The organism is Leisingera sp. S2M4, assembly GCF_055398055.1.
The window spans coordinates 1,733,412-1,758,104 of record NZ_AP040861.1 but is presented as its reverse complement, the minus strand read 5'-3'; the positions used below and the strand labels follow the sequence as shown (position 1 = coordinate 1,758,104).

Annotated in this window: 24 protein-coding genes; 14 read left to right on the top strand and 10 right to left on the bottom strand. The window is 62.3% G+C overall.

The genetic code is table 11. From position 1 onward, the window contains the following. Positions 1-64 precede the first annotated feature (64 nt). Positions 65-253, top strand: coding sequence for a DUF1674 domain-containing protein (locus ACZ52D_RS08590; RefSeq protein ID WP_464441044.1), 189 nt, complete (start codon positions 65-67; stop codon positions 251-253). Between the two features lie 117 nt (positions 254-370). Here ACZ52D_RS08590 and dapB read toward each other — a convergent pair whose 3' ends face one another. After that, positions 371-1,180 (bottom strand): 4-hydroxy-tetrahydrodipicolinate reductase, encoded by an 810-nt coding sequence (gene dapB / locus ACZ52D_RS08585; protein WP_222454251.1) that lies wholly within the window; start codon positions 1,178-1,180, stop codon positions 371-373. 86 nt (positions 1,181-1,266) lie between these two features. Here dapB and rbfA point away from each other — a divergent pair, with 86 nt between their 5' ends. Both rbfA and ACZ52D_RS08575 read left to right on the top strand, forming a co-directional pair. After that, the gene (gene rbfA / locus ACZ52D_RS08580) at positions 1,267-1,662 is read left to right on the top strand and encodes a 30S ribosome-binding factor RbfA (protein WP_222454252.1); all 396 of its coding nucleotides are present in this window, start codon (positions 1,267-1,269) and stop codon (positions 1,660-1,662) included. 20 nt (positions 1,663-1,682) lie between these two features. Then, positions 1,683-2,408, top strand: a complete 726-nt coding sequence (locus ACZ52D_RS08575) for a phosphodiester glycosidase family protein (protein ID WP_464441043.1) — start codon at positions 1,683-1,685, stop codon at positions 2,406-2,408. Between the two features lie 98 nt (positions 2,409-2,506). Here the strand turns inward: ACZ52D_RS08575 and dnaA are convergent, their stop codons facing one another. The 4 genes from dnaA to mutM form a co-directional block, all read right to left on the bottom strand. Next, a complete protein-coding gene (dnaA, locus tag ACZ52D_RS08570) occupies positions 2,507-3,901 on the bottom strand; it encodes a chromosomal replication initiator protein DnaA (RefSeq protein ID WP_369929575.1) in 1,395 nt (464 codons plus the stop codon). Positions 3,902-4,444: 543 nt separating this feature from the next. Beyond that, positions 4,445-4,708 (bottom strand): 30S ribosomal protein S20, encoded by a 264-nt coding sequence (gene rpsT, locus ACZ52D_RS08565; RefSeq protein ID WP_008556347.1) that lies wholly within the window; start codon positions 4,706-4,708, stop codon positions 4,445-4,447. 218 nt (positions 4,709-4,926) lie between these two features. Continuing rightward, positions 4,927-5,703 carry an enoyl-CoA hydratase gene (locus ACZ52D_RS08560; protein ID WP_222454255.1) on the bottom strand — a complete coding sequence of 259 codons (777 nt, stop codon included), beginning with the start codon at positions 5,701-5,703 and terminating at the stop codon, positions 4,927-4,929. A 63-nt stretch (positions 5,704-5,766) separates the two neighbouring features. Beyond that, positions 5,767-6,618, bottom strand: coding sequence for a bifunctional DNA-formamidopyrimidine glycosylase/DNA-(apurinic or apyrimidinic site) lyase (gene mutM / locus ACZ52D_RS08555; protein ID WP_464441042.1), 852 nt, complete (start codon positions 6,616-6,618; stop codon positions 5,767-5,769). 86 nt (positions 6,619-6,704) lie between these two features. Between mutM and ubiE the strand changes: the two genes are divergently transcribed. The 6 genes from ubiE (at position 6,705) to ACZ52D_RS08525 (ending at position 15,702) form a co-directional block, all read left to right on the top strand. Beyond that, the gene (ubiE, locus tag ACZ52D_RS08550; RefSeq protein WP_369929580.1) at positions 6,705-7,457 is read left to right on the top strand and encodes a bifunctional demethylmenaquinone methyltransferase/2-methoxy-6-polyprenyl-1,4-benzoquinol methylase UbiE; all 753 of its coding nucleotides are present in this window, start codon (positions 6,705-6,707) and stop codon (positions 7,455-7,457) included. A 3-nt stretch (positions 7,458-7,460) separates the two neighbouring features. Next, positions 7,461-8,987, top strand: a complete 1,527-nt coding sequence (gene ubiB, locus ACZ52D_RS08545) for a 2-polyprenylphenol 6-hydroxylase (RefSeq protein WP_222454258.1) — start codon at positions 7,461-7,463, stop codon at positions 8,985-8,987. A gap of 107 nt (positions 8,988-9,094) precedes the next feature. Next, a complete protein-coding gene (locus ACZ52D_RS08540) occupies positions 9,095-10,633 on the top strand; it encodes an ATP-binding protein (protein ID WP_464441041.1) in 1,539 nt (512 codons plus the stop codon). Then, positions 10,626-11,015 (top strand): response regulator, encoded by a 390-nt coding sequence (locus ACZ52D_RS08535; RefSeq protein ID WP_222454260.1) that lies wholly within the window; start codon positions 10,626-10,628, stop codon positions 11,013-11,015. Before ACZ52D_RS08540 ends, ACZ52D_RS08535 begins: the two co-directional genes overlap by 8 nt. Positions 11,016-11,107: 92 nt before the next feature. Continuing rightward, positions 11,108-14,404 carry a chemotaxis protein CheB gene (locus ACZ52D_RS08530; protein ID WP_464441040.1) on the top strand — a complete coding sequence of 1,099 codons (3,297 nt, stop codon included), beginning with the start codon at positions 11,108-11,110 and terminating at the stop codon, positions 14,402-14,404. A gap of 116 nt (positions 14,405-14,520) precedes the next feature. After that, a complete protein-coding gene (locus ACZ52D_RS08525) occupies positions 14,521-15,702 on the top strand; it encodes a sensor histidine kinase (protein WP_464441039.1) in 1,182 nt (393 codons plus the stop codon). Positions 15,703-15,713: 11 nt separating this feature from the next. Here ACZ52D_RS08525 and ACZ52D_RS08520 read toward each other — a convergent pair whose 3' ends face one another. After that, positions 15,714-16,136, bottom strand: a complete 423-nt coding sequence (locus ACZ52D_RS08520) for a response regulator (protein ID WP_464441038.1) — start codon at positions 16,134-16,136, stop codon at positions 15,714-15,716. Between the two features lie 347 nt (positions 16,137-16,483). Next, on the bottom strand, positions 16,484-17,659 hold the full coding sequence (locus ACZ52D_RS08515; RefSeq protein WP_464441037.1) for an acetyl-CoA C-acyltransferase family protein: 1,176 nt from the start codon (positions 17,657-17,659) through the stop codon (positions 16,484-16,486). 148 nt (positions 17,660-17,807) lie between these two features. Here ACZ52D_RS08515 and ACZ52D_RS08510 point away from each other — a divergent pair, with 148 nt between their 5' ends. Both ACZ52D_RS08510 and ACZ52D_RS08505 read left to right on the top strand, forming a co-directional pair. Continuing rightward, positions 17,808-18,374 (top strand): helix-turn-helix domain-containing protein, encoded by a 567-nt coding sequence (locus tag ACZ52D_RS08510; RefSeq protein WP_222454265.1) that lies wholly within the window; start codon positions 17,808-17,810, stop codon positions 18,372-18,374. Between the two features lie 187 nt (positions 18,375-18,561). Further along, complete coding sequence (locus ACZ52D_RS08505) at positions 18,562-18,768, top strand: cold-shock protein (protein ID WP_222454266.1); 207 nt, start codon at positions 18,562-18,564, stop codon at positions 18,766-18,768. A 78-nt stretch (positions 18,769-18,846) separates the two neighbouring features. On the opposite strand, the gene ACZ52D_RS08500 is transcribed toward ACZ52D_RS08505, so the two are convergent. After that, on the bottom strand, positions 18,847-19,248 hold the full coding sequence (locus ACZ52D_RS08500) for a VOC family protein (protein WP_464441036.1): 402 nt from the start codon (positions 19,246-19,248) through the stop codon (positions 18,847-18,849). 165 nt (positions 19,249-19,413) lie between these two features. Between ACZ52D_RS08500 and ACZ52D_RS08495 the strand changes: the two genes are divergently transcribed. Then, positions 19,414-20,598, top strand: coding sequence for a glycine C-acetyltransferase (locus ACZ52D_RS08495; protein WP_464441035.1), 1,185 nt, complete (start codon positions 19,414-19,416; stop codon positions 20,596-20,598). A gap of 17 nt (positions 20,599-20,615) precedes the next feature. Then, on the top strand, positions 20,616-21,644 hold the full coding sequence (gene tdh, locus ACZ52D_RS08490; protein ID WP_464443125.1) for an L-threonine 3-dehydrogenase: 1,029 nt from the start codon (positions 20,616-20,618) through the stop codon (positions 21,642-21,644). Positions 21,645-21,713: 69 nt separating this feature from the next. Here tdh and ACZ52D_RS08485 read toward each other — a convergent pair whose 3' ends face one another. Continuing rightward, positions 21,714-22,442, bottom strand: coding sequence for a metallophosphoesterase family protein (locus tag ACZ52D_RS08485; protein ID WP_464441034.1), 729 nt, complete (start codon positions 22,440-22,442; stop codon positions 21,714-21,716). 116 nt (positions 22,443-22,558) lie between these two features. Between ACZ52D_RS08485 and ACZ52D_RS08480 the strand changes: the two genes are divergently transcribed. Continuing rightward, positions 22,559-22,996: a hypothetical protein gene (locus tag ACZ52D_RS08480; RefSeq protein WP_464441033.1), complete on the top strand. Its 438-nt coding sequence runs from the start codon at positions 22,559-22,561 to the stop codon at positions 22,994-22,996. Positions 22,997-23,055: 59 nt separating this feature from the next. Here the strand turns inward: ACZ52D_RS08480 and serA are convergent, their stop codons facing one another. After that, the gene (gene serA, locus ACZ52D_RS08475) at positions 23,056-24,651 is read right to left on the bottom strand and encodes a phosphoglycerate dehydrogenase (RefSeq protein ID WP_222454271.1); all 1,596 of its coding nucleotides are present in this window, start codon (positions 24,649-24,651) and stop codon (positions 23,056-23,058) included. Positions 24,652-24,693 lie beyond the last annotated feature (42 nt).

Here is a 24,693-nt window from a genome sequence, read left to right as displayed (position 1 = left end):
ACGGCACAGGTTGTTTGCGCGGGACAGGGGCGTATATCATGCGGGCAGCATAAAGGAACCCGCGATGAGCGAAGACACCAAAGTCAATACCGCCCTGCCCGCCGCCGCCCGACGCGCCCTGGCAGAGGCCGAAGAACGCCGGAAGGCCGCCGCCCAGGAAACGCCCGCTCCCAAGGAATTGGGTGGCCGCGACGGACCCGACCCCGCGCGCTATGGCGACTGGGAGAAAAAGGGCATCGCGATCGACTTCTGAGCGCTCCGACAGAGGGGGCCGCCCCCGCCTTGCGCCGTCAGCGTATCAAAGACCAGGTGAAGGGCGGCCGGGCGCGCCTAGCGAGCCCGGCCGCGGCCAAACCCTCGATGGACGGGTTTACAGCCCCAGAACATCCACCATGTCGTATTGCCCCGGGGCCTTGCCTTGCCCCCACAGCGCCGCCTTCAGCGCGCCGCGGGCAAAGATTGCACGGTCCGTGGCGACGTGGCGCAAAACGATCCGCTCGCCCGCGGCCGCAAACAACACGTCATGCTCGCCGACGATGTCTCCACCGCGAATTGCGGTGAAGCCGATGTCACCGCGCTTGCGCGCGCCGGTGATACCGTCACGTCCAGAGTCGCGCACATCCGCCAGCTTGACCCCGCGCCCCTCGGCTGCGGCCTCACCGAGCATCAGCGCAGTCCCGGAGGGCGCATCGACCTTGTGATGGTGATGCGCCTCGATCACCTCGATGTCGAAATCTTCATCCAATGCCGCCGCAACCTTCTTGGTCAGCTGAACCAGCAGGTTGACCCCCAGGCTCATGTTGCCGGCCCGGATAATGGCGGTCTGGCGCGCCGCAGGCTCCAGGTCCGCGATTTCCTCGTCACTCATGCCGGTGGTGCCGATCACATGTACCACGCCTGCCTCGGCGGCCAGCTTGGCAAAGGCCAGTGTCGCCGCAGGTGCCGTGAAATCGATCACCGCCTGGGCGCCGGAAAAGGCAGCTTTGGCGTCCGCCGTGACCTTCACACCCACCGGAGTGCCGCCCATCGCCTCGCCCACGTCGCGACCGACCCAGGCGTGGCCCTCCCGTTCCACCGCGGCGACCAGAGACGCCCTGTCGCTGTCCAGCACCGTCTTGATCAGCATCTGTCCCATGCGGCCCGAGGCGCCGGTAATCACGATCCCTGGTTTGTCAGTCATTGACCCATTCCCTTGTTCAAGCTGGTTTTGTCCTACAATGCCGGGCAGCGCTTGGCAAAGGCGGCGATCCGGCTTAGATCGGAAGCATGGCAAAGAACAAATTCCACGATGGCCCCGGCCCCTCGCAGCGGCAGCTTCGCGTCGGCGAACTGATCCGCCGTACCCTCTCCGAAGTGCTGGCGCGTGGCGACGTGCATGACCCCGACCTCAATCGCATGTCGATCACCGTCGGCGAAGTGCGCACCTCGCCCGACCTGAAGATCGCCACCGCCTTTGTGCTGCCGCTCGGCGGCAAGGGGCAGGAGGACGTGCTGAAGCTGCTGGCCCGCAACAAGGGTGAGCTGCGCCGGGCGGTGGGCAAGAAGCTGGGACTGAAATTCACACCCGACCTGCGGTTCCGCCTGGACGAAACCTTCGACCAGATGGACGACACCCGCCGGATGCTGAGCCAGGACGCGGTCCGCCGCGACGTGGAAGAGTGATCCGAAGGGCGGCGCTTGCAATGGCCGCCTGGCTGGCGGCCTCGTCCGCCGGGGCGGTGGAATGCAATAACGTTTCCTATGACGGCAACCGTTACGCGATCTGCGAGGTGGACGCCTCCGAGGAACAGCTGCAACTGTTCCTGCGCAACGACGACGGGCAAGTCATCGGTCATTTCTCGACCCTGGAGAAACTGCTGGCGCAACAAGGCAAGACGCTGCCTTTTGCGACCAATGCAGGCATGTACCACAGCAGCCGCGCGCCGGTCGGCCTCTATGTCGAGGATGGCGCGGAAGAAATGCGGCTGGTAACGAATGCAGGCCCCGGCAATTTCGGCCTGCTGCCCAACGGCGTCTTCTGCATCCGTGAAGATCGTGCCGACGTGATGGAAACCCTCGCGTTTCAGAAGGCCGCGCCTGACTGTCGGCATGCGAGCCAGTCCGGGCCGATGCTGGTGATCGACGGCGAGCTGCATCCGCGCTTCCTGCCGGATTCTGACAGTCGCTACATCCGCAACGGCGTCGGCACCTCGGCGGACGGACGCCGCGTGGTGTTCGCGATTTCCCGTAACGCGGTGAGCTTTCATCAGTTCGGCAGCCTGTTTCTCGACCATCTGCAATTGCCCAACGCACTCTATTTCGACGGAAACATCTCGCGCCTGCATGCGCCTCAGCTGGACCGCAGCGATGCCGGTTTCATGATGGGACCGATCGTCGGCGTGGTCGAAAAGACCGAAACCTCCGACTGAGCCGTTACTTCCCCGCGCGGCAGCAGCATTTCCAAAACCCCCAACAAAAAACGGCCCCGGAAATCCGGGGCCGCAGTGCATTGGGGTGCGGTTGCGCCTCAGGCTTCCAATGAGCGGCGCAGCATTTCAACGTCTTCGGCGATCTGCCCATCGGTGAGCTTCAACTCTTCGATGCGCTTGACGCCGTGCATGACGGTGGTGTGGTCACGCCCGCCAAAGCGGCGGCCAATCTCGGGCAGCGAGCGGCTGGTGAGCTGCTTGCAGAGATACATCGCCACCTGCCGCGGACGCGCATAGGAGCGCAGGCGCTTGGGGCCGATGATGTCGGACATGCGGATATTGTAGTACTCCGACACCTTGCGCTGGATCTCCTCGACCGTGATCTTGCGCTCAGAAGCGCGCAGCACGTCGGCAAGGCAGTCCTGGGTCAGATCCATGTCGATCTCGCGGCCCACGAGGGACGCAAAGGCAAACAGCCGGGTCAGCGCGCCTTCGAGCACGCGCACGTTGGTCGAGATCCGATGTGCCAGGAACTCCAGCACGCCGTCGGCGATCTGCAGGTCCGGATAGGTCTCGCGCTGCTGCTGAACCTTGGTCTGTAGGATGCCCAGACGCAGTTCGTAGTCGGTCGGATGCAGGTCCACGACCAGGCCGCACTGCAGGCGGGATTTCACCCGATCCTCGAGATCCTTGATCTCGCCCGGCGCGCGGTCGGCGGAGATGATGATCTGCTTGTTCTGATCGACCAGCGCGTTGAAGGTGTGGAAGAATTCCTCTTGGGTGGAATCCTTGCCGGCGATGAACTGAACGTCATCCACCATCAGCACGTCGACCGAGCGGAACAGGTGTTTGAAGTCCATCATGCGACGCTCACGCAGGGCCTGGACGAAACGGTACATGAACTGTTCCGCCGACAGGTACAGAACATTCAGAGACGGGTTCTTCTCTTTCAGCTCCCAGGCGATGGCGTGCATCAGGTGGGTTTTACCCAGACCCACGCCGCCATACAGGACCAGCGGGTTGAAGGTGACCGGGCCACCCTCGCCGACGCGACGTGCAGCGGCGTGCGCCAGCTCGTTCGGCTTGCCGACCACGAAGCTGTCAAAGGTGAAACGCGGATCCAGAGGCGCCGCCTGAAAGGCCTCCAGCGTTTCCTTGCCCGGCGCGGAGCCGGAAGCGGCCGAGTCAGCCGTCTCCGCCACGGCATGGGCAGGGTGTGCCGCCGTCGCCTCGGCCGGGCGCGCGGGAGCGTTCGCAACCACCCGGAACGCCAGGCGCTGTACCGCCTCGCCGGACATCGTCAGCTCATGCAGGATCAGATCTGCAAAGTTCTGGCTGACATAATTGCCCATGAAATTCGTCGGCACCTTGAAGACGGCAACACCGCCGTCCACGGCATCAAACTCCAGTGGCTCGATCCAGGTCGTATAGTTGTTTTGGCCAACCGTTTTCAGCAGCCGGTTTCTGACCTGTCCCCATTTTTCTTCCGTCATGCAGTGCCTCTCGCATCCCCAAAAAAGCAGCAGCCCATTTGCAAGGCCAATTCTCTCGTTTCCCCGCCGCCGCGGGGACGACCACTCAACAGGAGATTGTGTGCGGACCGCATGGCAGCCGCATTGCCCGAAGGCAGATCGTTCGGTTGGAAACAGAAAAAACACCGCTCAAAGCGGCGCACCTGCCGTCACGAACCCTATCGTACACAATCAGGACATGGCTGCTGTTAACGCTTAACAGCAGTCGGAGCTGGCCAGAACCTGCATCGAAATGCGGTCTGTCCAGTCAACTCGGCAACCTTGATGCCCGTCAAGGTTGCCCTAGCAGCCTGTCCCCCCAGCGAGTGAATCGCTGATACAGTGGTAGCAATTTGCAGGGGGGGGCAGCAACGAAACTATGATGTTGACTCTGCCTTTGGGGATAAAGAATCCCTCCGCCGATAGCGCGCCCTGACAGGCTTTTCCCAAAAAATCAGGGCGCTGCAAACTGCAACGCCCTGACAGGTTTTTCGGTTGTTCGAGTCGCTCCCGAAGGGTCGATCCTCAGCCCAGCGCTTTGACGCGAGCGGACAGGCGGGAGATTTTCCGCGAAGCGGTGTTTTTGTGGTACACGCCCTTGGTGACACCGCGCATCAGTTCCGGCTGAGCTGCGCGCAGGGCTGCGGTTGCAGCTTCCTTGTCACCGGACGCGATGGCTTCTTCTACTTTACGCAGGAAGGTGCGGATGCGCGAACGACGGGCTTTGTTGACGGCAAAGCGCTTTTCGTTCTGACGTGCGCGCTTCTTGGCCTGGGGCGAATTTGCCATGGTGTCTGACCTTATCTTCGAGTTCTGTTTCTATCGGACGCAATGCCAGCCGAACCCGGATCGGACCACCGGTGTGATTCTAGCCTTGGCGGGCTGCACGCGCATGTATGACGGCGGCATTTATCCAACTTGGGGCCTGAATGCAAGAGCGCCGTCCCCGGAAAGGAAAACGGCGGGCCAGGCGGCCCGCCGCTATCCCGACTTCAAATGATCCGGCGTTACTTGTCGCGGAACTGCGCTTCGCGCTTTTCGAGGAACGCAGCCATGCCTTCCTTCTGGTCCTCAGTGGCAAACATCGAGTGGAACACGCGGCGCTCGAACAGCATGCCTTCGCTCAGCGGCACTTCGTAAGCGCGGTTGACCGATTCCTTCACCGCCATCGCCGTCAGCAGCGATTTTTCGGCGATCTTCTGGGCCGCCGCGGTGGCTTCCTCGATCAGCTTCTTGGCCGGTACCACGCGCGACACCAGGCCTGCGCGCTCGGCTTCCTCTGCGTTCATGAAGCGGCCGGTCAGGTTCATGTCCATCGACTTGGACTTGCCCACGAACCGGGTCAGGCGCTGGGTGCCACCGATGCCGGCCACAACGCCCAGGTTGATCTCCGGCTGGCCGAACTTGGCGGTCTCGGCAGCGATGATGAAATCGCACAGCATCGCCAGCTCGCAGCCGCCGCCCAGCGCATAGCCTGCCACCGCCGCGATGATCGGCTTGCGGATGGCGCTGATGCGGTCGTTGGCCTCGGCAAAGAGGTTGGTGGAGTAGACCTCGGTAAAGGTCATCTCCGACATCTCCTTGATGTCGGCACCGGCGGCAAAGGCCTTTTCCGAGCCGGTGATCACGATGCAGCGCACCTTGTCGCTTGCGTCGGCCTCTTCCAGGGCTTCGCAAAGCTCTCCGAGAAGAGCCTGATTGAGCGCGTTCAACGCTTCCGGGCGGTTCAGTTTAATAAGGCAAACGTGGTCCTGCACATCGACGTTGATCGTCTCGTAGGCCATGGTTTCTCTTTCGGTTGTTCCGTTCAGATCCGAGTCCTTACCAAAAGGGTTCCGTGGATCAAGCTATCTTTGGCACTTTACACAGTAGAAGCTGGAGCGTCCGGATTGGGTGATTCTCGTCACTGTGCCGGTACATCCGTCGCGCCGACAGGGGGCATTTTCGCGGCCATAGACATCAAAGGAATGCTGGAAATAGCCAAGCTCTCCAGAGGCTTGCCGGAAATCCTTGAGCGAGGAACCGCCTGCGCGGATCGCGTCCTCAAGCACGGCACGGATGATCGGCACCAGTGCCGCCACCCGCGTCGCCGAAATCTGCCCGGCCTTGCGCCGCGGCGAGATCCCGGCCCGAAACAGCGCCTCGCAGACGTAAATGTTACCAAGGCCGGCGATGATTCCCTGATCCAGTAATGCCGATTTCACCGGCGTGTTGCGCCCCTTGAAGGCGGCGATCAGGTGGTCCTCATGGAAGTCATTGCCAAGCGGCTCCGGCCCCAGCACCGCCAGCAGCTTGTGCTGCTCGGCGGTTGCCGTGTCCAGCAGGTCCATCGCCCCGAAACGGCGCGGATCGTTGAAGGTGATGCGCGCGCCATTGTCCATGTCGAGCACCACGTGATCGTGTTTTTCCGCCTGCGGGTGATCATGCGCGAACTGGCCCAGCGGGTCACCCGACACCGTCATCCGACCGGACATGCCCAGATGGATCAGCAGCGTCTCGCCGCTGTCCAGGTCCGCCAGGATGTATTTCGACCGCCGCCGCAACTGGTTGACCCGCGCACCGGTCAGCCGCTCTGCCATGCGCTCGGGAAACGGCCAGCGCAGGTCCGGCCGGTTCACCGCAGCACGGGCGATCACCGCGCCCTCCATGGCGGGCGCCAAACCGCGTTTCACAGTCTCGACCTCGGGCAATTCTGGCATTACACCCCTCCTGAACCAACGGGCCGCATTGTGCCTGCCCTCCAGCGCCTTATAACAAGGGCGAAACTCAGCAAACGGCAAGTGGCATGAGCAACAGCAGCGAAAACACCACCCATTTCGGCTTTGAAACAGTGCCGGAGGGCGAAAAGGCCGGCCGGGTGCAGGGGGTCTTCAACTCCGTCGCCTCGAAATACGACATCATGAACGACGTGATGAGTGTCGGCATCCACCGGGTCTGGAAAGACGCGATGATGGACTGGCTGGCGCCGCGCCCCGGCCAGCGGCTGCTGGATGTGGCAGGTGGCACCGGCGACATTTCCTTCCGCTTCCTCAAACGCGCGGGCCACGGGCATTCCACCGTACTCGACCTCACCCGCCCGATGCTGGAAGAGGGCCGCAAGCGGGCCGAAGCGGAACAGATGGCAGGCAGCCTCGACTGGGTGACCGGCGACGCGATGAAGCTGCCGTTCAAGGACAACACCTTTGATGTCTACACGATCTCCTTTGGCATCCGGAACGTCACCCGTCCGCAAGAAGCGCTGAACGAGGCCTACCGGGTGTTGAAGCCCGGCGGTCGCCTGATGGTGCTCGAATTCTCGCAGCTGCCGAACGACGGGCTGCAGAAACTGTATGACCTGTATTCCTTCAACGTGATTCCACGCATGGGCCAGCTGATCGCGGGCGACTACGACAGCTACCAATATCTGGTGGAATCGATCCGCAACTTCCCGGACCAGGAAACCTTCCTCGGCATGGTGAAGCAGGCCGGGTTCGAGAACGCCAAGTACCGCAACCTGTCCATGGGCATCGCCTGCCTGCATTCCGGCTGGAAGATCTGATCCATGCGCGGCCCCCACAACATCCTGCGCCTGATCCGAACCGGCGCGACCTTCGAGCGGACGGGCGCCATGCAATCGGTGCTGGAAGCATTCGAGGCCCCAAAGCCGATCCGGGTGCTGGCCCGGTTGCTCGGCTGGCCCTTCAAATGGCTGGGCTACAAGGGCGATCCTGCGATGCCTCCGGAAACCCGCGCGCTGAACGCATTGGGACCGGCCTATATCAAGTTCGGCCAGGTGCTCTCCACCCGCCCTGACGTGGTGGGCAAGGATCTGGCCAACCAGCTGCGCGTGTTGCAGGACAAGCTGCCACCGTTCTCGCGCGCCCAAGCCCTCGCCGAGGTGGAGCGCGAGCTTGGCCGCCCCGCCTCCGAGATTTTTTCGGATTTCAGCGATCCGATCGCCGCCGCCTCGATCGCGCAGGTCCATCGCGCCACCCTAGCCGAAACCGGCGAGGACGTGGCCGTCAAGGTGCTGCGCCCGGGCGTCGAGCGCGCTTTCAACCGCGATGTGGACGCCTTCTATTTCGCCGCGCGCATTGTCGATCTGTTTGCCCCCGGCGCACGGCGGCTGAAACCGATGGACGTGATCGAACATTTCGACGGCGTGGTCCAGGGCGAGCTTGACCTGCGTCTGGAAAGCGCCGCCGCCTCGGAATTCGCGGCCAATACCGCTCAGGACGAAGGCTTTCAGCTGCCCGAGATCCGCTGGGCCTACTCTGCCCGTCGGGTGATGACGATGGGGTGGGCCGATGGCATTCCCCTGGGCGACAATGATGCGCTGGATGCCGCCGGCCATGACCGCAAGCTGCTGGCCAACAGGGTGCTGTCGCTGTTCTTGCGCCACGCTCTGCGCGACGGCTACTTCCATGCCGACATGCACCAGGGCAACCTGAAGGTGGCCGCCAATGGCGACATCATCGCCTATGACTTCGGGATCATGGGCCATATCGACGAATACACCCGCCGGGTCTATGCCGAGATCCTCTACGGTTTCATCAAACGCGACTACAAGCGCGTGGCCGAGGTACATTTCGAAGCCGGATATGTGCCCGCGAACCAGGACGTCGATGAATTCGCGCGTGCCCTGCGCGCCGTGGGCGAGCCGATCTTCGGCATGGACGCCAGCCAGATCTCGATGGGGCGGTTGCTGAACTACCTGTTCGAGGTCACCGAACGGTTTGGCATGGAAACCCGCACCGAGTTGATCCTGCTGCAACGCACCATGGTCGTGGTCGAAGGCGTCGCCCGCTCTCTGGATCCCCATATCAACATCTGGGAAGCCGCCCGCCCCGTGGTCGAGGATTACATCAAGAAATCCATCGGCCCCCGTGCGGTGGCCAAAGATCTGCTGGAAACCGCCCAAGTGATGGCCCGGTTCGGCCCTCGGCTACCTGCACTTGTGGAACAGGCTCTGATTGCACAGGCGCAACAGCCGCAGCCGCCAAAACGCAGCAGCCACTGGGTGTTGCCCGCCCTCTTCGGTGCCGTCGGCGGAGCCGCGACAATCAGCATACTGGCACAGATATTGTAGGACTCTCAAAGGCCTTCCTGTTCCAGGCAGCAGCGCCGGTGGCGCGCAGATCTCGTACGGGGCGATGAATGTCGCAACGCTGAGACGATCATCGCCACAACCAAAAGATGTTCAGGCTGGCCACTTGGAGGTTTGCCACGAACGCATCCATCGCGCTATGCATGGTTATGCTCAAGGCGGTTTTTCAAAGTCAGCTGAGTTTGCGGCTCATTGTGGCGTCGCTGATCATCAGCTCCATCCTCTCGGTCTTTTCGACCGGGGTGCAGCTGTACCTGAGCTACGAAAGTCAGAAACGTGACGCCGCTGCCGGGCTGCAGCTGATCCGGGAAACCGTCTCGACCTCCCTGGCGCGCGGGCTTTGGGAATTCAACCAGGACATCGTGCAAACCATTCTGGAAGGTGTCCTGACCAGCGATTTCATTGACGGCGTCGCTCTCAGCACACCGACGGGAAACTCTTGGGAACTGGGCCGGAAGCAGCCGGACCAATATGACGAGGACATTCCGCTGACCTATACGCTTTCCACCGCCGAGAGCTTCCCGGTCGGCACGCTGAAGGTGTCCCTGGATTATTCCCGAATCCAACAACGAATCTGGAGCCAGTTGTGGACCACATTGGCCTCGAATATCGCCAAGGCCTATTTCGCTGCGCTGGCTCTGCTGCTGGTCTTTTACACGCTGGTGTCCCGTCATCTGGTTCGGGTTGCCGCGCATATTGATGCAAGCGAGTCGGACGAAACGTCCCGCAAACTCACGCTGGACCGCACGCCACCTGCCACGCCGGACGAACTGGACACTCTGGTTGCCGCCTTCAACGACTACGAAGCCCGCATCGCGCGTCAGATGGATGCGCTGAACAACGAGATTCGCGATCGGCGCCGCGCGGAAAAAGAACGCGATGCGCTTTCAATTCACTCGGCCTTTCTGACCACGGTGAGTCATGAAATCCGCACCCCGCTGAATGCCATTCTCGGCCTGATGCATCTGATTGAACTGGCACCCGACAATCCGCCCAAGACACGACAACACGCGCGCACGGCCCTGGCCGCGGGGCAAAACCTGCTGGAAATGCTGAACAACACGCTGGAGGCCGCGCGGCTGGAGGCCAAGGAGGTCAAGGTCAATCCCGTGAAAACGAACATCCGCGATCTCGCCGCCTACTGGTTGGAAACAACCCGCGCCGCGGTGCATCGACGCGGCAAGAGCGACAAGGTCGAGGCAACGTTGCACGTCGCGGATGATCTGGCACAATATTACCTGCTGGATGGCGCGCGCCTGTCTCAGGTGGTGGGCAACCTGACCGACAATGCCGCCAAGTTCACCAACGAGGGCGAAATACGCATCTCCGTGGAGCTGGTGGAAGCCCCCGACGGCCCCTCCCCCCTGCAACTGCAGGTAAAGGTTCGCGACACGGGTGGCGGAATAGAAAAAAACGCGCAGAAGATGATATTTGATCGCTTCAGGCAAGTTGACCAAGGGTTGAAACGCCAGCATGATGGAGCGGGGCTTGGGTTGGCAATTTCCTCCGAAATCGCAGAACTTATGGGTGGGTCCCTGGAGCTGACCGAAGTCCCCAGAGACGGTTTCGCGACCGAATTCCTGTTTCTGATTCCAACCGAAGCAATAACGGAACCGGCCGATGAATAATCCGCGGAAAGTCCTGCTCGTCGAGAATGACGAATTCACGCGCTACATGATGCGCGAAATCATCCTAGCCCTTGGCGTCGACGTCGAGATCGCCGTGGATGGCCAGGAAAGCCTTGATATTCTGACCAAGGCTCCCGATGCGTTTGGCCTGGTGTTGATGGATCTGCATATGCCGCGGGTCTCCGGCATCGATGCCACCCGACAGATCCGGGGCACCCGCTCGGATCCCCCCCGCAACGTCCCGATCATCGCCGTGACCGCAGATGTCGCCTACCACGACGATTCGATCGTCCGGGAACTGGGGATGAATGGGTTCGCCTCCAAACCCGTTACACCGGGGCAATTGTTGAACTTGATCGACAAGTTCTGCCCGGCGGCCTGACAGGAACGGCATTTTCGGGAACCGGCCTCGGCTTTGACAGACAGCTGACTGCATTCGGGCAGTAGCGGGGAACGAGTAAGGACAGGTTAAGCATGGAAGACCATAACCGGAACGAAGGCGCAGATCCTGCCGCGGGCGAGCAGGCAGAGCGTCCCGAGGGTGGTTCGCGCAACACGCTGGGGTATCATGTTGTCGGCATCGCCGCTTCCGCAGGCGGGCTGGAGGCCGTGTCGTCGCTGGTGCAGAACCTGCCCCGCTCTGCGGCGGCCATCTACGTCATCGCCCAGCACATGTCACCGACCCACAAGAGCATTCTGACCTCGCTCATCGTGAGCGAGACCACGCTGCCGGTGATCGAACTCTCCGGTGAGGTCACGCCGCAGGTCGGCACGATTTATGTCACCCCGCCCAACACCGATGTCATCTTCGACAATGGCAAGCTGCGCCTGCGCAATCCCGCGGGGCATCCCGCCACGCCCAAGCCCTCGGCGGACCGCCTGTTCAAGAGCATGGCCGAAGCGTGCGGCGAAGATTGCGTGGGCATCGTGCTTTCCGGCACTGGCAGCGATGGCAGCTACGGTGTCCAGGCCATCCGCGAAAGCGGCGGCATAACCATCGCGCAGGAACCCGCTTCGGCCAAATACGACGGCATGCCGACCTCGGCTATCGAGACCGGCTGTGTCGACCTCACCCTGACGCCCGAGAAAATCGGCAAGCACTTCGAGAAAATCCTGGCCCAGCCGCGCAATCTGGAGCGGCTGCGCACGGTACCGCATGAGCCAACGAAACTGGGCGAACTCTTCGGGATCCTGCTGGCGCGGACACAGGTGGATTTCGCGAACTACAAGGAAAACACCCTGAACCGTCGCATCATGCGGCGGATGGCGGCCCTAGGCATCGAGGACTACGAAAGCTACGTCGACTACTGCCGCTCGAATGTCGAAGAGGTCGACGCCCTGCACCGGGACCTGCTGATTTCGGTCACCCGTTTCTTTCGTGACCCCGACCAGTTTCGCAAACTGTACGAACAATTGGAAAAGCAGCTGGCAATTCGCGCGCCTGGGCCGATCCGGGTCTGGGTGGCGGGCTGCGCCACCGGTGAAGAGGCCTACTCCATTGGCATCCTGATTGCCGAAATCCTCGGCGGCATCCAGGAGTTGACCAAGAACAATGTGCAGATTTTTGCCACCGACATCGATCAGAACGCCATCGAAGTCGGCCGCAAGGGAACCTACCCGCTTGCCGCGGCAGAAGATATTCCGGCGAATTACCTCAAGGAATATTTCATCGTCGGCGAAAACGACATTACCGTGCGACAGGAGCTGCGCAATGTAACCCTGTTTTCGCGGCACAACGTGTTCCAGGATCCTCCGTTCATCAACGTGAACCTCGTCACCATCCGGAACGTCCTGATCTATTTCAACCTGGCCCTGCAAGAACGGGTCCTGACCCGGCTGCACTACTCGATGGCGGCGGGGGGGCTCCTGTTTCTCGGAACCTCCGAATCCGTCGGGGAAATGGGCCTCTACTTCGATGCCCGGCAAGGCGCGGACAAGATCTTTGCAAAGCGGCGCGGCATCTCCGGGGAACTTACGGTCACTCCCAGCAATGCCGGTACCGGGTATCTGCGGACGCTGCACCAGCGTAAATCCCCGCAGCAAACGGCGAATGACCAGGCAACCCAGGCGGATCTTTCGCTCGCACGCGCCGTCGCCCCCAACGGGATGATCTGCACCCGCCACGGTGACATCATCGAGGTGCTGGGCGACATCAGCGCCTACAGTGAAATCAGGGCCGGCATTTCCACCTCCTTGAGTGTGAAAATGCTGATCGAACCCCTGCGCAGTGAGGCGGCAAGCCTGATCGCCATCGCCATTCGCAGCGAGACCCGCCGCGACGGTCGGTGGCACCAGGTATCGCTGCCCACCGGCAACCGGGTGCAATTGCAGGCGTTTCCCTTCTACCACCACCGCGGCGGCGAGGTTCACTGCCTGTTGGCAATCAACGCCAAGTTCGAAGAGGAGAAGGCGCTCAGCCTCGATCAGATTTCCGATAGCGACCAGCGGGAGTACGTCCAGCGCATGGAGCTGGAAATCCGCTCCACCCAGGAAGCATTGCAACAGACGATCGAGGAGTTGCAGACCGCCAACGAGGAGCTGCAATCCGCAAACGAGGAGCTGCAGTCCACGAACGAGGAATTCCAGGCTACCAATGAGGAGTTGGAAACCTCCAACGAGGAATTGCAATCCACCAATGAAGAGCTGCTGACTGTCAACGAAGAGTTGCAGATCAGTTCAGCCGAACGCCAGGCGCTGGCCTCCGAGCTGGAAGCGACGCTCGCGTCGTCGCCCTACGCGGTGGCACTGGCCGACCAGGCACTTATTATCAGGCGACTGTCGCGGGTGGCGCTGGATGTCTTTGGCATCTCGGAACTGCCACCGACAGGCCTGCATCTCAGCCAATGCAACCTGCCGCGTGGTTTCCCGGCGCTGGCCCCGATTGCCAATGCCGTTCTGCGGTTGCAGGAAACCCGCCGCATACCGGTGCTGTCCAATGGCGACTACTTCACCCTCGTCATGTCACCGGTGCTGGATCAGCACCAGAAGCTGATCGGCATATCGATCACCATCACCCGGTACGACAACGAGCCCTTCAACAACGTCCTGCGACTTGTCAGCAAGGTGGCCCGAGTCGGCTTCTGGACCCACAATCTGGATACCCAGGAAAGCTACCTGTCGCCGGAGACACACTCGGTACTCGGCATCGAGAATGCGCCGAAGGACATGACCTTCGAAGACATCCTCGCCCGTGCGCACCCCGAGGACCAGCCAGCCTTGCGCGCGGCGATCCAACAGCTGATCGAGCAAGGCGGCTCTTTCGAATTCGAGACCCGCTTCTTTGACGACGCAGGCAGTACCCGCAAGCTCAATGGCAGCATGATGGTCTTCCGCGACTCATACGGGGACACTGTGCAGCTCATCGGTGTGTGCTGGGACCAGGCCAAGCAGGATGAGCACAAGTTGATGCTGGATTGCAGCGCAACCGTTCAGGAGCATCTGGGAATCGGTGTGTTCTCCTATGACGTGATCAACAATGTTCCGATCTGGAACCCCGGGATGTACGACATCCTGGATTATGACCGCAGCATCGAGATCTCGTCGATCGAATTGCTGCTGCAGCGCATTTATCCCGAGGACCAGGCCCGGATCAAAGACCAGTTGCAGGGGACACTGGTGCAGGGAACTCCGTTTCAGTCACAAGTCAGGCTGCTGAATGGCGAAGGATCGATACGGGCGGCAACCCTTGTGGTGGAAGCGAACCAGGACGACCACGGCAAGGTGACCCATGTGTTCGGCGGCCTGCAACTTTTCCCGGCAGCAGCCGGATGAATCGTCCGGGCCAGCCAACAGCGGGAGTCGCCGCATGAAAACAGCCCTCTGCACATCGCCTCGCGATGCACGTCATCCAGGGCCGCAGCCGGGCCCGATGGCAACCGTATCCGTCAATGGCGATTGAGAACGAACAGCTCGCCTCCGATGTGTTGGGCAGCGCCTTTTTCGCGTCGCCCTACGCATCCATGATCCTCGACTGGGGTGGCCGGATCCTTGTCGCCAACAGGCGCGCGCAGCGCAGCTTCCACCCCTCTGCTTCCGCCACGGATCGGGAGCTGGCAGGCTTGCACCTGAGCGAATTGACCCGATGCGACGCAGACACCGTCCTGTCGCGCCTGCGCAAGGGCGCTGCCTCGGGCAACACCGGTTTTCCGATGATCGGCAATTCTGCGACCATACTCGCCCCGGAGACCGAATTCCGGGTCTCCCTGCTCCGTGCGGCGGCCAAGGGTGAACGGTTGATGTTGCTGACGCAGGATCAGCTAAGAGCGAATGCAGAATCGCTCCGCCAGATGAACGAATTGCGCAGCAAACTGCGCGGTGAATTGCGGCAGGCCCGCGAAGATATTCTGAGCCTTCAGGAAACCCTGCTGACAATGCAGGCTTTTGCCCGGGCAGCCTCCCACGATCTGCGCACCCCGATCGGCACGCTGATCGGATCGCTGCAATTCTTTTCCGACAACTACGCCGACAATCTTCCGGACAAGGCCCTGGACTTTCTGCAACACATGAGCCGTGCCGCCCGGCAGATGGATCGATTGACGACGGAACTTCTGGACCACTCCGTGTCGACGGCCGCCGAGATGAAGTTGCAGGATGTGCGGCTTGAAGACGCCATCAGGGAAGCCTGCGACAGTCTAGAACAGCAGTTGCAGACATGCGGGGCGCAGCTGGCGGTGACGGGCAAAAGCTGCCTTGTCTATGCCGAGCCGACGCTGCTGCACCTGGTGCTGACCAACATCTTGTCCAATGCCATCAAGTATCGGGATCCGGCCCGGCCGCTGGAGATCGAGATCGCGATGCAGGGCCGCGGCAGGGAGCAATGGTCGCTGTCGATTTCCGACAATGGCATCGGGTTATCCGAGGCCGACCGGTACAAGATATTCCAGCCGTTTCATCGGGTGAACCCGGATATCGAGGGCAGCGGCATCGGCCTGTCCACCTGTGCCGAGATCTGCCGCCGTCACAAATGGGCTTTTGAGGCGCACGGCGAGCTTGGCCGCGGCGCCGTCTTCACGATTTCGGCGGGCGCGATCCGTCAGCCCTCAGATCCGGAGATTTTCACTGCCTACTGAAGGCAGCCCGGCTACCTGATCGCGGCAATTGGCGGTGTCGTGGTGGACTGAGCGGCATCACTCGCACCCAATCGGCCGGTAACGTGGTCGACCATGCTCAGCAAATCCGGCAGGGCCACGGGCTTGCGCAGCACCCATCGGATGTTCTGGCTCAGGCCGAACAATTCGCCCCCCGTGAAAAGACGGCTGCCAGTGATGTAGACCACCGGCGCGTCGGGACAGCTCAGCGCGGCGTAGTCGGCGACGGGCAGCGAGGTTTCCTCGCCGATTTTCAGATCCAGTACCAGAACAGTCGGCGACATCTTCGACAGCGCGGAAATCGCCTCAGTACAGTTGGCAACCGCCGTGACCTCGTACCCAGCGTCTCGCAACGCAATCTCAAAGGTGAAGCGTGCGCCGACGTCATCTTCCAAAAGCAGGACTGTGGATGCCAAACTGCCCTCCAATCACACAGCTGCCCTGTGCTTCTACTGCGACAATCGCACTTTTTACGGTGACCCCATCAGCCACAACACAGATAGGCGAAAACAGCCGCAACGGAGCGACGAGCGGGAATCGCTAGTTTTCCACTGTGATATTGTATTCTACCTTAAATTGTCCTTTCAGCACATAAAAACCTCATAAAGATTCGCAACCGCGTCATGGCGCCGGAAAACCCGCCTGCCGACGATCAGCCGACAGGTCGTTGCTGTGCTCGCCGCCCCCGGCGGGCGACGCGGGGAGGTCGTGGCCTTTGCCAACGCCCCCCCTCAGTCGATGTACGCGAGGCATGCCGCCTGCGTTAGAGGCGCTCGATAGCCAGCGCGATACCCTGCCCGCCGCCGATGCACATCGTGATCAGCCCGCGGCGGCCGCCAATGCGCTCCAGTTCATACAGCGCTTTCAGGGTTATGATGGCACCGGTTGCCCCGACCGGATGCCCCAGGGCGATGGCCCCGCCGTTCGGATTCACCCGCGCAGGATCCAGCCCGAGTTCCTGGTTCACCGCCAGCGCCTGCGCGGCAAAGGCCTCGTTCGATTCGATGACGTCGAAATCCGAAACGGCCAGACCGGTGCGGTCCAACAGGTTGCGGACCGCCGGAACCGGACCGATCCCCATAACCTCCGGGCGCACGCCAGCATGCGCATAGCCGAGAACCCGTGCCTTGGGTTTCAACCCGGCCTGTTCCGCCGCTTGCGCCGTCGCCAGGACCAGTGCCGCCGCACCATCGTTGATGCCGCTGGCGTTTCCGGCCGTGACCCGCCCATCCTTCTGAAACACCGGGCGCAACCCGGCGAGAGCTTCGGCGCTTGTCGCCTTTGGATGCTCGTCCACCTCGAAGGGCACGAGATCGCGCTTGACCTTGACCTCCACCGGAGTGATCTGGGTTTTGAAATGCCCCGCCTCGATCGCCGCAGCGGCACGGTTCTGACTGGTGATGGCAAAGGCATCCATCTGTTCGCGGCTGATACCATGCTCATCAGCGACGTTTTCGGCAGTCACCCCCATGTGGCCGGTGCCAAAGGGGCAATTCAGCGCCCCCAACATCATGTCGAGCGCCTTCACATCGCCCATCTTGGCGCCCCAACGGCTCTGCTGAAGGATGTAGGGGCTGCGCGACATGTTCTCTGCCCCGCCCGCCAGGGCGAACTCCGCATCGCCCATTGCCAGCGACTGATAGGCCGAGATTATGGCCTGCACGCCAGAGCCGCACAGCCGGTTCACATTCATCGCGGGCACCGCATCCGGGACCCCGGCCTGCATCGCCGCCACGCGGCTCAGGTACATGTCACGCGGTTCGGTGTTGATGATATGACCGAACACCACATGACCGATCTGGCCGCCCTCGACGCCGGATCGCTCCAGCGCCGCGCGGGACACGGTGGTGGCAAGGTCAATCGGCGCAGTGCTGGCCAGCGCGCCGCCAAAGGTGCCAATGGCCGTGCGGGCGCCATCCAGGATCACGATGTCACGCATTGTCTTTCTCCTCATCCGGTTTGGCGACACTATGCACCCGCAGCATCAACCTGTCTGCCGGGACGTACCGTCACGCGCGCCCGCGCCGTGGCCCCGCCGTGTGTCGCGGCAATTGACAAACCCGGCCCGGCAGCGCAGAGAATCCGTCATGACGGAAAACACAGACGATATCCTGACCCTGCTGCCCGCGCGCCTGAAAGAGGCCCGGCGTGCCCAAGGCCTGAGCCTTGAGGCCGTGGCCAATCTCTCCGGCGTCAGCCGCTCCATGGTGAGCCAGATCGAACGCGGCGAAAGCTCGCCGACCATCGCGACCCTCTGGAACCTCACGCGGGCGTTGCAGGTGGATTTCGCCGGCCTGCTGGAAGCCGGCGACATGCAGGACCGGATCGAGGTGCTGCGCGCCGCCGATGTGCCGAAGATCGAGAACATGGGCCAGGGCTGTCGCATCCGCATCTTGTCTCCACCCGAGGATGCCGGCGGGCACGAGGTTTACGACATCCGTTTTGACCAGGGGGGCGCGCTGAACAGCCAGCCCCACACGCGTGGCACCGTAGAGCAGCTGACCGCGCTCGAAGGGACGGTCACGGTGGTTTCCGGCAAGGCCCAGGACCGGCTGCAAGCAGGCGACACGGCGCGCTATGCCGCCGATGTTGCCCATGCAATCACCGCACCGGACGGGCCCGCGCGGGTGTTCCTGATCGTCAAGAACGCCTGACGCCCAGACAGGCAGTTTTAGATTTCCTCTTGAACGACTCGGGACCAAGCTCCATATGTGGGGGGCTTACGTTATTCTTGTCGATCCACTGTCTCCCGTTTCTACGGCGTTATCAGTCTCTCGATCCAGACCGACTACGCCAGGCTGCCGCACCAACGCGGGCAGCACAAACTAGGAGACTACGGATATGGCCACTGGCACCGTAAAATGGTTCAACACCACCAAAGGCTACGGCTTCATCGCACCCGAAGGCGGCAGCAAAGACGTGTTCGTGCACATCTCTGCTGTGGAACGTTCGGGCCTGACCGGCCTGGCAGACAACCAGAAAGTAAACTTCGACATCGAGCCCGGCCGTGACGGCCGCGAGTCGGCAGTGAACCTGGAACTGGCATAAGCCAGGCCGCCTTTCGCAGTATTGCGGCGCGGTCCCCGAAAGGGGGCCGCGTTTTTCGTTGCGACAGCCTCAAAACCCTCAACTGCCAGCCAGATCGGTCCAGGGCTGCGGCTGCCACAACTCCACCTTGTTGCCCTCCGGATCCATGATCCAGGCGAACTGGCCATTTTCATGGCTTTCCGGCCCCTGCAGGATTGGCACACCCGCTTCCTGCAGCTGCGCGACCATCGCCGCCATGTCATCAATCCGGTAGTTGATCATGAATCCCGCCGTGCTGGGGCTGAACCAGTCGCCATCTGGCGCTGCCGTGGCCCAGACCGTCAGGCCGCCGTCCTCGGCCCGGTCCTCCTGCCAACTCAGCACAGCGCCGCCGAAGTCGCTCAGCCGCATCCCCAGATGATCGCGATACCACTCCGCCAGCGCCTGTTTGTCGCCGCGCGCCTTGATGAACACCCCGCCAATTCCCGTGACCCGCGCCATGGCTGCACCCTCCCCGCTGCTGCGCCGGAACTTAGCCCGTCTGGGCCGGATGTCACCGCCACCTCCAGTTTTGCGGAATTTTTTCCGGGATAGTGAAATCCCGTATTTCGGAACTCAATCCGTTATGCTAGAAGCCCGACTCGGAACACATGAGGGAGCTTGCGCATGTCCACTGCATTTCTGACCGACATCTCCAACACGCTGGCCCAGATCGAGGGCGAGGGGCTGTACAAGCGCGAGCGAATGATCACCTCCCCGCAGGGGGGCGAGATCACCGTTGGGGGCCGGTCGGTGATCAACCTGTGCGCCAACAACTACCTTGGCCTTGCCGACCACCCGGATCTGATCCGCGCAGCCCGCGACGCGATGGAGCCGAAGGGATTCGGCATGGCCTCCGTCCGCTTCATCTGCGGCACCCAGGACATTCACCGCGAGCTGGAGCAGCGGCTGGCGAAATTCCTGTGCAAGGATGACTCGATCCTGTTCGCCGCCTGTTTCGACGCCAACGGCGGGCTGTTCGAGCCGCTGTTGGGGCCGGAAGACGCGATCATCTCTGACAGCCTGAACCACGCCTCGATCATCGACGGCATCCGCCTGTGCAAGGCCAAGCGCTACCGCTACATGAACAGCGACATGCACGATCTGGAGGCCTGGCTGAAGCAGGCCCGCGAGGATGGCGCGCGCCATATCATGATCGCGACCGACGGCGTGTTCTCCATGGACGGCTACCTGGCCAAGCTGCCGGAGATCCGGGCTCTGGCCGATAAATATGACGCCGTGGTGATGGTGGACGACTGCCACGCAACCGGCTTCATGGGGGCCACGGGTGCGGGCACGCCGGAACATTTCGGGGTGGACGTGGATATCGTCACCGGAACTTTGGGCAAAGCACTTGGGGGGGCCATCGGCGGTTATATCGCCGGGCCGCAGCCAGTGATCGACCTGCTGCGGCAGCGGGCGCGGCCCTATCTGTTCTCCAATTCGCTGCCGCCATCTATTGTTGCAGCCGGGCTGGAGGCGATCCGACTGGTCGAGGAAGGCGACGGGCTGCGCGCCCAGCTGTTCGAGAATGCGCGCTACTGGCGCGCGGGTCTGGAAAAGCTGGGCTTTGACCTGCTGCCGGGTGAGCATCCGATCATCCCGGTGATGCTGGGCGAGGCACAGCTGGCGCAGGACATGGCGGCGCGGCTGTTCGACGAGGGCGTCTATGTCTCCGGCTTCTTCTTCCCGGTGGTGCCGCGCGGACAGGCGCGGATCCGCACGCAGATGAACGCGGCGCTGACCCGCGAAGAGCTGGACCGGGCCTTGGCCGCCTTTGGCAAGGTCGGCAAGGATTTGGGGGTGATCTGATGAGCCGTCCGAACACGATGAAGGCGCTGGAGAAAAGCCATCCGCAGGAGGGCCTGTGGATGGTGCAGGCGCCGGTGCCGGAAATCGGCCCCGACGAGGTGCTAATCAAGGTGAAGAAGACCGGCATCTGCGGCACCGATATTCACATCTGGAACTGGGACGATTGGGCGTCACACACCGTGCCGGTGCCGATGATCACCGGCCATGAGTTCGCAGGCGAGATCGTCGAGATCGGTCGCAACGTCACCGATCTGGTCGTGGGCCAGCGCTGCTCCGGCGAGGGGCATCTGATCAGGACCGACTCGCGCCAAAGCCGGGCCGGCAAGTTCCACCTCGACCCCGGCACCCGCGGTATCGGGGTGAATGAGCAGGGCGCCTTTGCCGAGTATCTGAAGCTGCCCGCCTTCAACGTGGTGCCGCTGCCCGATGACGTGCCGGACGAGATCGGCGCCATCCTCGACCCCTTGGGCAACGCGGTGCATACGGCGCTGAGCTTTGATCTGTTGGGCGAGGATGTGCTGATCACCGGCGCGGGTCCGATCGGCATCATGGCGGCCGCGGTGGTAAAACACGCCGGCGCGCGCCATGTGGTGATCACCGACATCAACCCGGACCGGCTGAAGCTCGCAGCCCATGTGGTGCCCGCCGTGCGCACGGTGGATGTATCCAAGGAAGAACTGCCGGATGTGATTCATGAGTTGGGCATGAAACAGGGGTTCGACGTCGGGCTGGAAATGTCCGGCAGTCAGGCGGCGCTGGATCAGATGGTCGAGGCGCTGGTGATGGGCGGCCGGATTGCCCTCCTGGGCATTCCGCCGGGCAAATCGCCGGTCGACTGGTCGCGCATCGTTTTCAAGGCGATCACCATCAAGGGCGTCTATGGTCGCGAGATGTTCGAGACCTGGTACAAGATGATCGCGATGCTGCAGAACGGACTGGATGTCAGCCGGGTCATCACCCATCGCTTCGGCGTTGATGATTTTGCCGAAGGATTCGCCGCGATGAAATCCGGTGCCAGCGGCAAGGTGGTGCTGGACTGGACCTGACCTGCGTTGAGGGGGCGCTGCCCCCTCGCGCCGTCTGCAACGGGCCCCTCTTTCCAGTAGGGAACCGGCTTACGGGGTGAGCGGCTGGCGCCCCTCCTCCGTCAGCAGCCAGCAATCGCGGCCTTCGAAAACGGCCACGGTCAGCGGATGGCCGTAGCCGGCCCCGGTGTCGAGGTTGACCCGGTTGCCATGATGCTCGGCCCGCTTCACATGGGTATGGCCATGCACCACCAGCCAGGGGTGGGCGCGGGTGTCCGTCAGGAACTCCTGCCGGATCCAGACCAGATCGTTTTCCACCTGCTGATCGAGCGATACCCCGGGGCGGATACCAGCGTGCACGAACAGCAGCTCGCCCTCCTGGTGGAACGTCTTCAGACCATCCAGAAACATGCGGTGATCCGATGGAACCGCAGCGCGGGCGCGTTCGTGAACCTCGTGGATACGTTCCCGCTCAGCCACGTCGACGCCGTAGGATTGCAGGGTTTCCACCCCGCCAATACGCGGATGCAGCCAGTGGTATCCGACCAGCAGCCGGTCATCGTTGCGCGGATGATCCTCCATGAACATGGAAAACATCCGGTCGTGATTGCCCTTGATGCAGACCCAATTGCGGCCGGCAGCCATTCCCTGCGCCAAGCAATCGACTACTCCGCGGCTGTCCGGCCCACGATCACAATAGTCACCGAGGAAGACAACCCGCGCGTCAGGTCCGCCGTCGGCTTCGATCCGCTGCAACGCGTCGTCCAGCATGGCGCGCTGCCCATGAATGTCACCGATGGCGTAGATTGGGGCGGTCATCAAAACCTCCTATGGCGTGGGTTTGCAGCGTAGATGCCGGATTGACGGAGAAGGCTCAACCCTTGCTGGTTCACAACCGGACTGGCCGACGCAGGAAATCGGCCCATTTCAAGACAATGCTTATTTTGCATCCACAAAACCCGGAGGGAAGAGTGATGAAGGGAATTGCACGCTGGTTCATGCTGCTTGCGCTGATTTCGGTTCTGGCCGGCATGGTTTGGGGAATACAGATGTCTGCAAGCAAGGATCACCTGTTGTCGCCGGCCCATGGGCACCTCAACCTGCTCGGCTGGGTCAGCTGCTCGATCTTCGCGTTCTACTACCACGTGCTGCCCGGCGCGTCCGTCGGCCTGCTGCCCCGGCTGCATCTGGCAGGGTCGGTGCTGACATTGCTGCTTCTGGTGCCCGGCATTCCGCTGGCAATCCTTGAGCGCACGGAAGTGCTGGCGCAGATCGGATCGCTGGTTGCACTGGCGTCGATGGCGATTTTCGCCGCTGTCGTGTTGCGCGGCACCCCGGCCCAATCACGCGAAACGGTGCCGCAAGGGGGCTAAAGACGGCAAACGCCCCCGCAGCGGACTGCGGGGGCGCTCGCATCGTTGCCGGGTCGAGGTCAGGCGACGTCGAACTGCAGCGGTTTGATCTGGTTGAACATGCCTGTCTCGGCCAGCTTGGCGCGTGCTTCTGCGGGGACAGGTTCGTCCACGTACAACAGCGCGATCGCCTCGCCACCGGCAGCAGCCCGACCCAGCGTGAAGTTGGCGATGTTCACACCATTGTCGCCCAGGGTGTTGCCCAGGGTGCCGATGATGCCGGGCACGTCCTCGTTGGTGGTGTAGAGCATATGCGCGCCCACATCCGCCTCGATGTTGATGCCCTTGATCTGGATGAAGCGCGGCTTGCCATCCGAGAACACCGTACCCGCAACCGAGCGCTCGCGCTTGGAGGTGACGGCGGTCACCTTGATGTAGCCATCAAAGGCACCCGACTTGTCCTGGTTGGTGGTCGAGATCTGGATGCCGCGCTCCTTGGCGACAACCGGGGCAGAGACCAGGTTCACCTCGGGGTTGGAGCGTTTCATGATCCCCGCGATCACCGCGCAGTTCAGCGCGTCGAGGTTCATGCCGGAGGCGACCCCGTCATACAGGATGTTGATCGCCTGGATCGGCTCATCGCTCATCTGGCCGACAAAGCTGCCGAGGTGATCGGCCAGCTTGATCCACGGCCCCATGACCTTGGCTTCCTCGGCGGTAACGCTGGGCATGTTCAGCGCGTTCTCGACGGCGCCGGTCAGCAGGTAGTTCGACATCTGCTCGGCCACCTGCAGGGCGACGTTCTCCTGCGCCTCGGTGGTGGCAGCGCCGAGGTGCGGCGTGCAGACCACGTTGGGCAGGCCGAACAGCGGGTTTTCCTTCGCGGGCTCCTCCGAGAAGACGTCGAAGGCGGCGCCTGCCACGTGGCCGGAGGTCAGCAGTTCGGCCAGCGCGGCTTCGTCCACCAGGCCGCCACGGGCGCAGTTGATGATGCGCACGCCCTTCTTGGTCTTCTCCAGGTTTTCCTTGGACAGGATGTTGCGGGTCTGCTCGGTCAGCGGCACGTGCAGGGTGATGAAATCAGCCCGCGCCAGCAGCTCCTCCAGCTCGACCTTCTCGACACCCATCTTGTCGGCCTTTTCCTGGCTCAGATAGGGGTCATAGGCGGCAACTTTCATCTTCAGGCCGCGGGCGCGGTCGCAGACGATGCCGCCGATGTTGCCGGCACCGATCACGCCCAGCGTCTTGCCGGTCAGCTCGACACCCATGAACTTGGACTTCTCCCACTTGCCCGCGTGGGTCGACGCGGAGGCCTCCGGCAATTGGCGCGCGACAGCGAACATCATCGCGATGGCGTGTTCGGCGGTCGTGATCATGTTGCCGAAGGGCGTGTTCATCACGATGACACCGCGCTTGGACGCCGCTTCCTTGTCGATGTTGTCGGTGCCGATGCCGGCCCGGCCGATCACCTTCAGGTTGGTGGCATTCTCGAGGATCTTCTCGGTCACCTTGGTGGCGGAGCGGATCGCGAGACCGTCATACTGGCCGATGATTTCTGCCAGCTTTTCCTTGTCCTTGCCCACGTCGGGCTGAAAGTCGACCTCGATGCCGCGGTCGCGGAAGATCTGGACGGCAGCTTCGGAGAGTTTGTCGGAAATCAGAACTTTGGGAGCCATGGGTGTGGTCCTTCATGTGCAGAGGCCGGGGGTACGGCCTGA

Excerpts from the sequence above, each read along its gene's own strand:
- ACZ52D_RS08590 (WP_464441044.1), top strand. The coding sequence starts at position 65 with ATGAGCGAAGACACCAAAGTCAATACCGCCCTGCCCGCCGCCGCCCGA.
- dapB (WP_222454251.1), bottom strand. The coding sequence starts at position 1,180 with ATGACTGACAAACCAGGGATCGTGATTACCGGCGCCTCGGGCCGCATG.
- rbfA (WP_222454252.1), top strand. The coding sequence starts at position 1,267 with ATGGCAAAGAACAAATTCCACGATGGCCCCGGCCCCTCGCAGCGGCAG.
- ACZ52D_RS08575 (WP_464441043.1), top strand. The coding sequence starts at position 1,683 with ATGGCCGCCTGGCTGGCGGCCTCGTCCGCCGGGGCGGTGGAATGCAAT.
- dnaA (WP_369929575.1), bottom strand. The coding sequence starts at position 3,901 with ATGACGGAAGAAAAATGGGGACAGGTCAGAAACCGGCTGCTGAAAACG.
- rpsT (WP_008556347.1), bottom strand. The coding sequence starts at position 4,708 with ATGGCAAATTCGCCCCAGGCCAAGAAGCGCGCACGTCAGAACGAAAAG.
- ACZ52D_RS08560 (WP_222454255.1), bottom strand. The coding sequence starts at position 5,703 with ATGGCCTACGAGACGATCAACGTCGATGTGCAGGACCACGTTTGCCTT.
- mutM (WP_464441042.1), bottom strand. The coding sequence starts at position 6,618 with ATGCCAGAATTGCCCGAGGTCGAGACTGTGAAACGCGGTTTGGCGCCC.
- ubiE (WP_369929580.1), top strand. The coding sequence starts at position 6,705 with ATGAGCAACAGCAGCGAAAACACCACCCATTTCGGCTTTGAAACAGTG.
- ubiB (WP_222454258.1), top strand. The coding sequence starts at position 7,461 with ATGCGCGGCCCCCACAACATCCTGCGCCTGATCCGAACCGGCGCGACC.
- ACZ52D_RS08540 (WP_464441041.1), top strand. The coding sequence starts at position 9,095 with ATGTTCAGGCTGGCCACTTGGAGGTTTGCCACGAACGCATCCATCGCG.
- ACZ52D_RS08535 (WP_222454260.1), top strand. The coding sequence starts at position 10,626 with ATGAATAATCCGCGGAAAGTCCTGCTCGTCGAGAATGACGAATTCACG.
- ACZ52D_RS08530 (WP_464441040.1), top strand. The coding sequence starts at position 11,108 with ATGGAAGACCATAACCGGAACGAAGGCGCAGATCCTGCCGCGGGCGAG.
- ACZ52D_RS08525 (WP_464441039.1), top strand. The coding sequence starts at position 14,521 with ATGGCGATTGAGAACGAACAGCTCGCCTCCGATGTGTTGGGCAGCGCC.
- ACZ52D_RS08515 (WP_464441037.1), bottom strand. The coding sequence starts at position 17,659 with ATGCGTGACATCGTGATCCTGGATGGCGCCCGCACGGCCATTGGCACC.
- ACZ52D_RS08510 (WP_222454265.1), top strand. The coding sequence starts at position 17,808 with ATGACGGAAAACACAGACGATATCCTGACCCTGCTGCCCGCGCGCCTG.
- ACZ52D_RS08505 (WP_222454266.1), top strand. The coding sequence starts at position 18,562 with ATGGCCACTGGCACCGTAAAATGGTTCAACACCACCAAAGGCTACGGC.
- ACZ52D_RS08500 (WP_464441036.1), bottom strand. The coding sequence starts at position 19,248 with ATGGCGCGGGTCACGGGAATTGGCGGGGTGTTCATCAAGGCGCGCGGC.
- ACZ52D_RS08495 (WP_464441035.1), top strand. The coding sequence starts at position 19,414 with ATGTCCACTGCATTTCTGACCGACATCTCCAACACGCTGGCCCAGATC.
- tdh (WP_464443125.1), top strand. The coding sequence starts at position 20,616 with ATGAAGGCGCTGGAGAAAAGCCATCCGCAGGAGGGCCTGTGGATGGTG.
- ACZ52D_RS08485 (WP_464441034.1), bottom strand. The coding sequence starts at position 22,442 with ATGACCGCCCCAATCTACGCCATCGGTGACATTCATGGGCAGCGCGCC.
- ACZ52D_RS08480 (WP_464441033.1), top strand. The coding sequence starts at position 22,559 with ATGCTTATTTTGCATCCACAAAACCCGGAGGGAAGAGTGATGAAGGGA.
- serA (WP_222454271.1), bottom strand. The coding sequence starts at position 24,651 with ATGGCTCCCAAAGTTCTGATTTCCGACAAACTCTCCGAAGCTGCCGTC.